The sequence below is a fragment of the Thermopolyspora flexuosa genome (assembly GCF_006716785.1).
GTDB classification, from domain to species: Bacteria; Actinomycetota; Actinomycetes; order Streptosporangiales; family Streptosporangiaceae; genus Thermopolyspora; species Thermopolyspora flexuosa.
In genome coordinates this window covers 2,557,445-2,569,065 of record NZ_VFPQ01000001.1, presented here as the reverse complement: position 1 = coordinate 2,569,065, position 11,621 = coordinate 2,557,445, and the positions used below count along the sequence as shown (strand labels likewise).

Sequence of the window (11,621 nt, the reverse complement as noted above, 5' to 3'; positions counted from 1 at the left end):
CGGGTACTCCGGGCCTGTGCTGGTGCCCGCGGCCGGGGCGCGGCGCGGGGATGTGGGGCGTGTCGGGGCGCGCGGCGCGGCCCCGGCGGTCACCACGGAGATTACCGCCTGTTCGCCCCCGTCACGGTACGGCGAGACGGGGGCGGGTCGGGGCGCGGCGCGGGCGGCGGTCAGTCGGTGCCGTCGAGGGCCGACAGGTCCGGTGGGCGGTGCTCGTACGGCGTGCTGAGCACGACGGTGGTGCGGGTGGAGACGTTGGCGGCGGCGCGGATGCGCTGGAGCAGGTCCTCGAGGGCCTGGGGTGAGGCGACGCGCACCTTGAGGATGTAGCTTTCGTCGCCGGCCACGCTGTGGCAGGCCTCCACCGCGGTCAGGTGCTCAAGGCGTTGCGGCGCGTCGTCGGGCGCGGCGGGGTCGATCGGTTTGATCGAGATGAAGGCGGTGAGCGGGAGGCCGATCGCGTCGTAGTCGATCAGGGCCGCGTAGCCGCGGATCACGCCGCGTTTCTCCAGGCGGCGCACCCGCTGGTGCACCGCGGACACCGATAGGCCGGTCTCGCGGGCGAGGTCGGTGAAGCTCATGCGGCCGTCCCTGGCCAGCAGTGTGATGATGCGGCGATCGATCTCCTCCACCCGACCAAAGGTATCGCCGCCGGGGACGGTTTTCGGCCGCTTGTGGATTACGGCCTGGACGCGACCGTTTTCCTGGGGCGTCCGCCGGGGTGCGGGCGGTGCCGTACCGAACCGGCGCCCTTTACTTTGTAGATCAAGTACATCCGTGCACGGGCCGCGAGCGAGCCGGACGTGCCGCGTCAAACCGGCTCAAAGGATCGGGTAGCAGGCGGAAAGCAGCGCATAACCGGCCGTGTCCCGGCAACCGTTCCGGATTGACCGTCTCGCCGTGGGGAGGACGATCCATGACCGTGGCCGGAACCAAGCAGGCGTCCGGCAAGGGCGCGACCACGACGGCCGAGGAGAGGGCGCAGGTCACCCGGGAGGACCGGCCCGAGCGCGCCGCGCACGACCGCGACCTGCTCGCGCTCGACACCCCGGTGATGAGCCTGCGCATCCACCGCCCGCACCTGCGCCTGCCGCGGGTGAGCACCGAGCCGGCCGAGCGCGCCGCCCGGGCCGCGCGGTCCGCGCTGCCCCCGCCCGCCCGGCTGGCCTACTACGGGGGCCTCGGCGCGGCGGCGGCGCTCGGCGCGATCGAGTGGCCGGTGGCGGTCGCCATCGGCGTCGGAACCGCGATCGGCCAGCGCATGCGCCGCGGCGGTGAGCGTACCCAGCGGACCGCGGAGCGGTCGGCGCCCCCGCCCGCGGACCCCACCGCCGGGCCGCAACCGGGGGTGACCCCGAAGCGGCGGAGGACCGGCAAGGGCGGCGACGAGGAGGAGCCGAGCTGACGGGCGGCCAAGGGGCGACGGCGGCCGGGCCGGCGCCCCGCGCCGCCCTCGTCATGCCGTGCCGGCCGGTGGCGCGGCCTGCGCCGCGGTCATGCGTCCTCGGTCGCGCCGGTCAGGTAACGCCGATCAGCCGTTCGCCGCGGCCGCCATCGCCAGGCGGGCGCCGGCGTTGCGGAACACACCGCTCAGCATCGCCTTGACGAGCTCCGCGAGAAGCGCCTCCAGCAGCATCACGGCCACCTTGGCGAGGAGGGATCCAAGGAAAGCTGGCACTGAAACCTCACAGAACGAACCGAATGAGTGTTATGTACATGTTTGTCCGTCTGGGTGAGGCGCAGGGCGCGAGAAGGTGTCCGTTTGGTGAACAAACGGCGACGACCCCGTAGCGAGATCGGCCCGCCACCCCGGCCACCCGCGCCTTTGCCCTCCGGCCCGCCGGCCGCCCCCTTCCTCCTCCCCGACCGGCCCCGCCCGCCGGGACCGCCCTCCGACGCCGTCCCACGCCCGCGGATCGCCGCTCCTCCTCTTCTTCTCCTTCCACTCCCCCACCCCGCCCCTCCCGCGCCGGCGCACGGGTTCCCCGCGGCCGACGCGCGCCTGTCACACGTTCCGCATCCCGGCGCCCGCCGGGGCCGTCGCCGCCCGTCCGGCAGGCGGTGAACTCCCCGCCACACCCCACGCCGCCCGGCCCGGGCCCGCACCGCCCCGCGCGGCATGCGCACGACCGGCCGCGCCGGGTGCGCCGCCGTCACCGCCGCAGACGCCGCCGGCATGTGCATGCCCGTTCGCCTCGCGCACCGGGCATCCGGAGCCCCCCGTGGCGCCGCCGCGCCCGGCCCGCCGTACCACGGCCCCGTGTCATGTCGCGTTTCCGCCGGTCACCGGGCCGTCGCACGCCGGCCGAACCCGGCTCCGGCCCAGGCGAAGTCATGAAGCAAAATGTTGACGGCCGTCATGAATGTGGCTAACTTTGCCGACAGCCGAGAGAGTGAAGGGTGTAAGGACGCATGCTCGAGAACAAGGTGGCGGTCGTCACCGGGGCCGGACGGGGCCTGGGACGCGCGTACGCCAAGGCGCTTGCCGCCGCGGGTGCGGCCGTGGTGGTGAACGACATCGACGCGGACGTCGCCGAGGAGACCGTCGCTGAGATCACCAAGAACGGCGGCAAGGCCGTCGCCGAGGTGGGCCCGGTCGGTGAGACCGAGACCGCGCAGGCCCTCGTCGACCGGGCGGTGAACGAGTTCGGCCGGCTCGACATCATGGTCACCAACGCCGGCGTGCTGCGCGACCGCACGCTGCGCAACGTCACCGACGAGGACTTCGACCTGGTGCTGCGCACCCACCTGCGCGGCACGTTCACCTGCGGCCGGGCGGCGTTCCTCCGCTTCCGCGAGCAGGGTGAGGGCGGCCGGCTCATCCTCGTCGGCTCCCCCGCGGGCCAGCGGGCCAGCTTCGGCCAGACCGCCTACTCCGCGGCGAAGGCCGCGATCGTCGGCATGGCGCGTACCTGGGCGGTCGAGTGCGCCAAGGCCAACGTCACGGTCAACGCGATCATCCCCACCGCGCTGACCCGGATGGTCGCCACCATCCCCGGCCTCGGCCAGCTCGTCGAGGAGGTCGAGAAGGGCGCCCCGGTGCCGCGCGACGTCCGGCTCCGCGGCCTGGGCACCCCGGAGGACGCGGCCGGCCTCGTCGTCTACCTCGCCTCCGACGCCGCCGCGCACGTCACCGGCCAGGCGATCGGCGTCGGCGGTGACCGCATCGCGCTGTGGTCCCACCCGTCCGAGGTGGTCAGCGCCGTCCGCGAGGGCGGCTGGAGCGCCGAGGCGATCGCCGAGATCTTCCCCTCGGTGTTCACGCCGCGGCTCCAGGAGTACCGTCCCGAGCCGCTGGAGGTCCCGGGGCAGAAGCCGGGGGCGGGTAAGTGAGCGGCGAGGAGAAGGGCACCACGGCCGCCCGCATGAACGCCGAGGAGCTCACCGCGATCGACGTGCACGTCCACGTGCACGCCTCGGTGCGCCGCGGCAAGGCGGAGGTCGAGGAGCGCCTCAAGGACATGGCCGCCTACTTCAAGACCGAGAGCATGGCGTCCACCGTCCACGAGGTCGCGGCGTACTACCGTGAGCGGAAGATGGCCGCCGTGGTGTTCGGCGTGGACAACATCCGCGACCCGAACAACGACCACCAGCCGAGCAACGAGGAGATCGCCGAGCTCGCGGCCGAGCACCCCGACGTGCTCATCCCGTTCGCCAGCGTCGACCCGGCGCGCGGCAGGGCCGGCGTGGAGTGGGCCCGCCGCCTCATCACCGAGTACGGCGTGCGCGGCTTCAAGTTCCACCCGAACGCGCAGGAGTTCTACCCCAACGACCGCGCGGCCTACCCGCTGTACGAGGTGATCGCCGAGCACGGCTGCGTCGCGCTGTTCCACACCGGCCACACCGGGGTGGGCGCCGGTACCCGGGGCGGGGGCGGCATCCGCCTGAAGTACTCCAACCCGATGTACCTCGACGACGTCGCGGTCGACTTCCCCGACATGCCGATCATCATGGCGCACCCCTCCTTCCCCTGGCAGGAGGAGGCGCTGTCGGTGGCGCTGCACAAGCCGCAGGTCTACATCGACCTGTCCGGTTGGTCCCCGAAGTACTTCTCGCCACTGCTTGTCCAATACGCCAACACCTTGCTCAAGCGCAAGGTACTGTTCGGTTCGGACTACCCCGTGATCACGCCGGACCGCTGGTTGGCGGACTTCGAGAAGATCGACATTCGGCCCGACGTACGGCCGCTCATCCTGAAGGAGAACGCCGCCCGGCTGTTCGGCCTGACAGGAGAGGGCTGAGATGGCGTCCCCCAACGAGAACCTCGCCACGCTCCTCGAGATCGTGGCCGACGTTATGGCCGACAAGCCCGCGATCGCGCACCGTGACCGGACGCTCACCTGGAAGGAGTACGACGAGCGCTCGGCCCGGCTCGCCCAGCACCTCGCGGATCGCGGCATCGGCCAGGGTTCGCGCGTGTGCATCGCGCTCTACAACGGGTTCGAGTACATGGAGGCGGTCTACGCGCTGATGAAGCTGCGGGCCGTCCCCGTGAACCTCAACTACCGCTACCGCGAGCGTGAGCTGCTGGAGATCCTCACCGACGCGAAGGCCGACGGTGTGATCTTCGACGCCGCCCTCGACGACCGGATGAGCGCGGTCGCCAAGGAGCTGCCCGGGCTCCGCATGCTGCGCCTCGTCACCGACCAGTCCGGGGTGACCGGCGACGACCCGTCCCGCTGGGAGGGCGTCGACGTCCGCGACTACCACGAGGCGGTGGCGTCGGCCGAGCCGATGCCGCGCATCGAGCGCTCGGGCGAGGACGAGTGGCTGCTGTACACCGGCGGCACCACCGGTCGCCCCAAGGGCGTGCGGAACAACCACCAGTGGCTGATCGGTGTGGTGGAGACCAACGGTCTCAAGCTGCTCGACCGGGAGGTCCCCGAGGACCTCGCGGAGATGCCCAAGCTCGCGCGCGAGAACCTCGAGCACCCGCGCCGTCCGATCATGCTGGTGGCTCCCCCGCTCATGCACGCCGCCGGCCTGTACAGCGCGTTCGGCGCGATGCTCGCCTCCGGTACGGTGGTCTTCCTGCCGAGCCGGTCCTACGACCCCAAGCACATCCTCGAGCTCGTCCCCAAGTACCGGGTGACCGACATCTGCCTGGTCGGCGACGCGTTCGCCCGCCCGCTGGCCGACGCGCTCGACGCGGCGGAGGCCTCCGGCAGCCCGGCCGACATGAGCTCGATGCTGCGGATCTTCAGCGTGGGTGTCGCCTGGACCCCCGAGGTCAAGAAGCGCCTGCTGCACCACATGGACATCGTGCTGCAGGACACGATCGCGGCCTCGGAGGGCGGCCCGTTCGCCATCGGGTTCACCCGGCGCGGCCAGGAGCAGATGAGCTCCAAGTTCGTGCTGTTCCCCGGCGCGCGGGTGGTCACCAAGGACGGCAAGGACGTGGTGCCCGGCTCCGGCGAGATCGGCTACCTCGCCGCGCCCGCCCAGGAGGGCTCCGGCTACCTGGGTGACCCGGCCAAGACCGCCGAGGTCTACAAGTACATCGACGGCAAGCGGTACTGCGTGCCGGGCGACATGGCGATCCTCGAGGCCGACGGGACGCTCACCCTGCTCGGCCGGGAGGGCCGGGTGATCAACACCGGTGGCGAGAAGGTCTTCGCCGAGGAGGTGGAGAACGTCATCGTCACCCACCCGGACGTCGCCGACGCCAACGTGGTGGGCATGCCCGACGAGCGGTTCGGGCAGCGGATCGTCGCCGTGGTCGCGCTCAAGCCCGGCGCCACGCTCACCGCCGACGACATCCGTGCGCACGTCGGCGAAAACCTCGCCGACTACAAGAAGCCCCGCGAGGTGGTGTTCGTGCCGGAGATCCGGCGCAGCCCCTCCGGCAAGTCCGATCTGACCTGGGCGCGCAAGGCCGTCGAGGAGTACCGCGCCAAGAGCTCCCAGGCGGGCTGACCGTCCAGGTGTCCCCCGGAAAGGAAAGGAACGTTCATGGCAGCCACCACCGCGGTCGGCGTTGAGGGCGTCAAGGAGCTCGCCGGCAAGCACGTCGGCTACAGCGAGTGGCTGGAGATCACCCAGGAGCGGGTGAACCTCTTCGCCGACGCCACCGGCGACCACCAGTGGATCCACGTCGACCCCGAGCGGGCCAAGCAGAGCCCGTTCGGCGGCCCGATCGCGCACGGGTACCTCACCCTGTCGCTGACCCCCTACTTCCTGCCCCAGATCCTCAAGATCGAGGGCTTCTCGATGGGGGTCAACTACGGCACCGACCGGGTGCGTTTCCCCTCTCCCGTGCCGGTGGGCAGCAAGCTGCGCTGCGGCGCCCAGGTCGACGAGGTCACCGAGATCGCCGGCGGCGTGCAGATGAAGCTGACCCTCACCTTCGAGGTGGAGGGCAGCGAGAAGCCGGCCTGCGTGGCCACGATCATCGTCCGGCACTACCTCTGAGCGGCGGCCCGCGGCGTCCCGCCCGTGCCGGGGCGCCGCGGGGGCTCGGTTCGCCGAGCCGTCTCGCCTGGGCCGGGCCCCGGTCGCGACCGTCTCCCGGAGGGTGGTCGCGGCCGGGGCCTTTTCATGCCCGAACGCGGGTCACCGTACCCGTCGGGGGCGATGTCAGTGGTCGAGCGGGAGCCGGTCGAGCAGCGCGTCGACGACGGGGCGGGCCCGCTCCATCAGGGTCGCGCGGCGGGCGAGGAACATGCGCTCGGCCGGTACGGCGGGCCAGTCCGGCGGCAGGTGCCGCAGCGGCAGGCGGGGGTCCTGGCGGATGAGCAGCAGCCACTCGGCGGACATCAGCAGCAGCTCCGACAGCGGGTCGCCGCCGCCCGCCTCGGTCCCGGCCGCCGCCCAGCGGTCGAGGAACGCCCGGTACCCGGCGCCGATCCGCTCCAGGTCCCAGGCGTCGTTGATCATCTCGTCGATCACGGTGGGCGGCAGCGTGTGCGCGCGGAACGCCTTGACGTGGTCGACGACGTCGAGCCCGGCGAGCAGCTCGGTCACGTCCACCGGGTGCGGGGCGATCCACAGCCCGCTCTGCAGCGGGCCGAAGCCCGCCCAGGCGAGGCGGCTGCGCAACAGGTGCCGGTCGGCGCGGCGGGACTCGGGCAGCGAGAAGCCGAGCAGCGTCCAGGCGCCGTCCCACTCCCGGTTCACCACCCGGCCGAGCCGGCGGCCGCCCTCCTGCAGCACGGCGACGGCCTGGTCGGTGAGCGCGAAGTAGACCCGTTTGCCCGAGCGGTGCCGTTCGAGCAGGCCGCGGGCGCTCATCCGGGACAGGGTGGATCGGGCGGTGTGCTCGCCCACCCCCACCCGGCCGAGCACCTCGATGAGGCTGCCGGAGTAGACGGCGTGGCATCGGTCGAGCATGTAGAGGGCGCAGAAGGTGAGCATGAGCGCCTGCGGGCGCAGCGCGGGCGCCGGGGCCGGTGCGGCACCGGCGGCGCCGACGGCCGATGCGGCGTTCGCGGCGGCGTGCGCGCCCTGGTCGGTGGCGTCCCGCGGTGGCGCGCCGCTGCCACGCTCGCTCACCCGGCCCCCTGTCCTTGTGCGGTTTCCTAACGGCCGTCGCATTTTAGTAGAACATCAACGAATATCCCAGTTCGAGACGGTACGGCAGGGCGCGGCGGCCGCGGGCCGGAATTGTCGGTGCCGCCTGCCAGGATCGCCGCATGGCGATTTCGGGCAGGCCGCCGGCGGGTAGGGTCGCGCTGGTCGCGGGGGCCACGCGCGGCGCGGGGCGGGTCGTCGCGATCGAGCTGGGGGCGGCGGGGGCGACCGTCTACGTCACGGGCCGGTCCTGGCGCGGCGGGCGCTCGGAGATGAACCGGCCCGAGACGATCGAGGAGACCGCCGAGCTGGTCGCCGCGGCCGGCGGCGAGGCGATCCCGGTCCGGGTCGACCACCTCGAGCCGGACCAGGTGCGGGCGCTGGTGGACCGCATCGAGCGGGAGCAGGGGCGGCTCGACGTGCTCGTCAACGACATCTGGGGCGGCGAGCTGCTGTGGGAGTGGCACTCGAAGCTGTGGGAGCACTCGCTGGAGAACGGGCTGCGCATCCTGCGGCCGGCGATCGACACCCACATCATCACCAACCACGTCGCGCTGCCGCTGCTGCTGAGGCGGCCGGGCGGGCTGGTGGTCGAGGTCACCGACGGCACCGCCGAGTTCAACCGGGAGAACTACCGGCACTCCTTCTTCTACGACCTGGCGAAGGTGTCGGTGAACCGCATGGCCTTCGCCCTGTCGAAGGAGGTCGCCGAGCACGGGGCGACCGCGGTGGGCCTCACCCCGGGCCGGCTGCGCTCGGAGATCATGCTCGAGCACGTCGGCGTCACCGAGGACAACCGGCGGGACGCCCTGGAGCGCGAGCCCCACTTCGCCATCTCCGAGACGCCCCGCTTCGTCGGCCGCGCCGTGGCCGCGCTCGCCGCCGACCCCGACGTTCACCGGTGGAACGGCAGGTCGCTCTCCAGCGGCGGCCTCGCCCAGGTGTACGGCTTCACCGACCTCGACGGCAGCCGTCCCGACGCCTGGCGGTACATCGTGGAGGTGGAGCAGGCCGGCAAGCCCGCCGACGTCACCGGCTACCGCTGACCCTGTGTCCCGGCCCGGCGGTACCGCGAGGCCGCCGGGCCACCCCTCCACGCCGCCGGTGATCGCCGTCCCTATGATGCGGTGGTACGGACGAGGTCGACGGGAGGCCGGAGATGACCGTTTCCACGGCGGACCTGTACGACGAGCGCGGCGACGAACTCGACTCCTGTGACCTGCAGCTGCGCCAGTACGGCGGGCGGTCGGCGTTCAGCGGCCGGATCGTCACGGTGCGCTGCTTCCAGGACAACGCCCTGGTCAGGTCGGTGCTGTCGGAGCCGGGCGAGGGCCGGGTGCTGGTCGTCGACGGCGGCGGGTCGCTGCACACCGCGCTCATGGGCGACGTGATCGCCGGCATGGCGGTGGCGAACGGCTGGTCCGGTGTGGTGATCAACGGCGCGGTGCGGGACGTGGCCGCGCTGCGCAGGCTCGACCTCGGCATCAAGGCGCTCGGCTCCAACCCGCGCAAGAGCGCCAAGACCGGCGCCGGGGAACGCGACGTGCCGGTCACCTTCGGCGGCGTCACCTTCCATCCCGGCGCGGAGCTGTTCAGCGACGACGACGGCATCCTCGTCGGCCGCCCCTGACGGCCCCGGCCACGCCCGCCGGCGGGGAGCACCGGGACCGCCGCATCACCGGTGACCATCCGGTCGGAGGCCGGCAAGCCGACGGGATCTCCGAGAACGACGCGCCGGCACGGGCGCGATGCTTCCGGTTCGCCTTGCCCTGCTCCGGCAGGCCCTACGGTCGAGACGTTGCTCGGCGGGGCTGAACCCGGAGAACCCCGGGTTGCCGTGCTACCCGCCGGAGCATCCGGACTCCCCGTCCTCGGCGTCCCCGTGTGACGTCGCTGCGGTGGGCGAACGAGTGCTGTTCCCTTCTGGCCGGCCCACCGGCTGGATGTGAACACCAAGAGAGCGTGCTCGCCGCGCCGTATACCTTCGCCACGGTCCGCTGCACGGAGATGCGCGGATGTACCGTCGTCGCCGGACCGCCGCCCGGCTCCGTGATCTGGCCCCGATGGACGTCTGCCGGGGCGGCTCACCGTCAGGGGTGACCGGGCCCGTCGGCGATGGGGCATCCCAGCGCCGCTGGTTTCGAAACGGTTCTCCCGCTCGCGCGTAAGGTGCTCGCCGTCCTGTCCACGGGAAACCAGCCGCCCCCTGGGAAAAGGCGCGCTCTGAGCGTGTTGACGTGCGGACACAAGCACTAGGGCAGGCTTCGCCGGGCAGTCCCGGAAGCCGTTGGGGCACCGCGCCGGGATGCGGCGCCGGCCGCGGCCGGGTCCCGGGCCGTGTCCCCGGCGGAGGTGTCCGGGGTGGCGACGACGCGGAGGCGGTCGTCGAGGCGGCGGGTGAGGCCGAGGGTGTCGAGGTGCTCCAGCAGCGGGATCACCACGCGGCGGCTGGTGCCGAGCGCGGTGCGGGCCTCGGCGGCGGTGAACGGCTGGGGCAGCCGGGCCAGCAGCCGCGCGGCCGCGGTGTCGGCGCCCGCGGGCAGCACCACCCCGTCGCGCAGGCGCAGCAGCAGCCCGGCCCGGGCGGCGAGCGCGATCGCCCGGGCGTCGAGGCCGAGCCGGGCCAGATCGTCCGCCTCCGGCGCCCGGTACGGCGCGGCGGCGAGCTCGCGGCGCAGCCGCTCGACCGCGGCGGCGACCGGCGCGGGCAGTCCGGTGCCGACGATGCGGCCGCCCTCCACGCGCAGCGGCGGCCGGGCCCGCACCAGCGCCTCGACCAGCCCACGGCAGGGCAGGCCGAGGGCGGCGCGCGCCGCGTCGACCGGCAGCCCGGGCTCGGCCGCGGCGAGCTCGCCGAGCCTCCCGGCGAGGCACGCCCACAGCTCCGGGTCGGCGAGCCAGCCGTCCGCGCCCGGCGCCTGCAGGCCGGCAAGGTCGCAGCCGCTCGCGGCGAGCTCGGCGCGGCGCGCCACCCCGCGCCAGGACAGGACCGTGGCGGCGTCCGGCAGCCGCGGCCCGCCCGGCCCGTCCGGGTCGGCCGCGTAGGGGGCGAGCTGCGCGGCGCGCCGCCGCCCGGCCCCGCCGCGCCGCAGCACGGGCGGGTGCACGTCGAGCACGACCACCCCGGCGATGGGGCGGCCCGGGCAGCGCAGCAGGGCCCGGTCGCCGATCCGCAGCGGCAGTGGCCGGGCGAGCGTGAGCCGGGCGGTGCCCGGCGCGAACGGCCGGATGCGGACCGGCACCGCGGCCGAGCCGATGTGCAGCACCGCCTCGCGCGGCGGCCGCTCCCCCGCGCCGTGCCGTACGTCGACGGTGCCGGTCTCCACCCAGGCGCCGGGGGTGAGCAGGGTCATGCCGCGGGCCACCCGGTCGCGGTCGACGCCGCGCAGGTTGACCGCGACGCGCGCGGTCGCCTCGACCCGGCCGGCCGGCTCGCCGAGGGTCTGCAGCGCCTTGACCCGCACCCGCTCGCCGCCGAGGTCGAGCACGTCACCGGCGCGCAGCGTGCCCGCGGCGAGGGTGCCGGTGACGACGGTTCCCGCGCCGGTGATGGTGAACGCCCGGTCGATCCACAGCCGCACCGGGGCGTGCACGTCCGGCGGCGGCAGGCCGGCGACGAGCCGGTCGAGCGCGTGCCGCAGCCGGTCCAGCCCCTCGCCGGTGCGGCCGCTGACGGTGACCGCGGGCCAGGTGGTGTGCTCGCGGGCCTCGGCGAGGGCGGGTTCGGGGTCCATCAGGTCGGTGCGGGTGACCACGAGCAGCCCGTGCCTCACCCCGAACGCCTCGATCGCCTCCCAGTGCTCCTGGGACTGGGCCTGCCAGCCCTGGTCGGCGGCGAGCACGAACATCACCGCGGGCACCGGCCCGACCCCGGCGAGCATGTTGCCGACGAACCGCACGTGCCCCGGCACGTCGACGAACGCCACCCGCTCCCCCGACGGCAGGCCGGTCCAGGCGAACCCGAGGTCGATCGTCATGCCCCGGCGCCGCTCCTCGGCCCACCGGTCCGGGTCGACGCCGGTGAGCGCGCGCACGAGCGTGGACTTGCCGTGGTCGACGTGTCCCGCGGTGGCGATCACCTGCATGCCTGCCCCCGGCCCCGGTCGCTGTGG

General features: G+C 73.6%; 11 protein-coding genes. 7 read left to right on the top strand and 4 right to left on the bottom strand.

The window, feature by feature from the left end; translation table 11 throughout:
• Positions 1–170 precede the first annotated feature (170 nt).
• Positions 171–632, bottom strand: a complete 462-nt coding sequence (locus FHX40_RS10835; RefSeq protein WP_142259484.1) for an Lrp/AsnC family transcriptional regulator — start codon at positions 630–632, stop codon at positions 171–173.
• 284 nt (positions 633–916) lie between these two features.
• On the opposite strand from FHX40_RS10835, the gene FHX40_RS10830 reads away from it, so the two are divergent.
• Positions 917–1,405, top strand: coding sequence for a hypothetical protein (locus tag FHX40_RS10830; protein WP_142259483.1), 489 nt, complete (start codon positions 917–919; stop codon positions 1,403–1,405).
• A 126-nt stretch (positions 1,406–1,531) separates the two neighbouring features.
• Here FHX40_RS10830 and FHX40_RS25045 read toward each other — a convergent pair whose 3' ends face one another.
• On the bottom strand, positions 1,532–1,678 hold the full coding sequence (locus FHX40_RS25045) for a hypothetical protein (RefSeq protein ID WP_170198795.1): 147 nt from the start codon (positions 1,676–1,678) through the stop codon (positions 1,532–1,534).
• Between the two features lie 734 nt (positions 1,679–2,412).
• Here FHX40_RS25045 and FHX40_RS10825 point away from each other — a divergent pair.
• Genes FHX40_RS10825 through FHX40_RS10810 form a run of 4 tightly spaced genes read left to right on the top strand, consistent with a single transcriptional unit; the run spans position 2,413 to position 6,411 of the window.
• On the top strand, positions 2,413–3,333 hold the full coding sequence (locus tag FHX40_RS10825) for an SDR family NAD(P)-dependent oxidoreductase (RefSeq protein WP_142259482.1): 921 nt from the start codon (positions 2,413–2,415) through the stop codon (positions 3,331–3,333).
• Positions 3,330–4,241, top strand: coding sequence for an amidohydrolase family protein (locus tag FHX40_RS10820; protein WP_280525111.1), 912 nt, complete (start codon positions 3,330–3,332; stop codon positions 4,239–4,241). The genes FHX40_RS10825 and FHX40_RS10820 overlap by 4 nt, the downstream gene beginning before the upstream one ends.
• A 1-nt stretch (position 4,242) precedes the next feature.
• Positions 4,243–5,916, top strand: a complete 1,674-nt coding sequence (locus FHX40_RS10815) for an AMP-binding protein (protein ID WP_142259481.1) — start codon at positions 4,243–4,245, stop codon at positions 5,914–5,916.
• Between the two features lie 36 nt (positions 5,917–5,952).
• Positions 5,953–6,411: a MaoC family dehydratase gene (locus tag FHX40_RS10810; RefSeq protein ID WP_142259480.1), complete on the top strand. Its 459-nt coding sequence runs from the start codon at positions 5,953–5,955 to the stop codon at positions 6,409–6,411.
• Between the two features lie 165 nt (positions 6,412–6,576).
• Here the strand turns inward: FHX40_RS10810 and FHX40_RS10805 are convergent, their stop codons facing one another.
• A complete protein-coding gene (locus FHX40_RS10805) occupies positions 6,577–7,491 on the bottom strand; it encodes a PaaX family transcriptional regulator (protein WP_211350231.1) in 915 nt (304 codons plus the stop codon).
• A gap of 140 nt (positions 7,492–7,631) precedes the next feature.
• On the opposite strand from FHX40_RS10805, the gene FHX40_RS10800 reads away from it, so the two are divergent.
• Entirely contained in the window at positions 7,632–8,555 is a 924-nt protein-coding gene (locus FHX40_RS10800; RefSeq protein WP_142259479.1) for an SDR family oxidoreductase, read from the top strand.
• 113 nt (positions 8,556–8,668) lie between these two features.
• Positions 8,669–9,139 carry a ribonuclease E activity regulator RraA gene (gene rraA / locus FHX40_RS10795; RefSeq protein WP_142259478.1) on the top strand — a complete coding sequence of 157 codons (471 nt, stop codon included), beginning with the start codon at positions 8,669–8,671 and terminating at the stop codon, positions 9,137–9,139.
• A gap of 622 nt (positions 9,140–9,761) precedes the next feature.
• On the opposite strand, the gene FHX40_RS10790 is transcribed toward rraA, so the two are convergent.
• Positions 9,762–11,594, bottom strand: a complete 1,833-nt coding sequence (locus FHX40_RS10790) for a selenocysteine-specific translation elongation factor (protein WP_142259477.1) — start codon at positions 11,592–11,594, stop codon at positions 9,762–9,764.
• Positions 11,595–11,621: the final 27 nt, after the last annotated feature.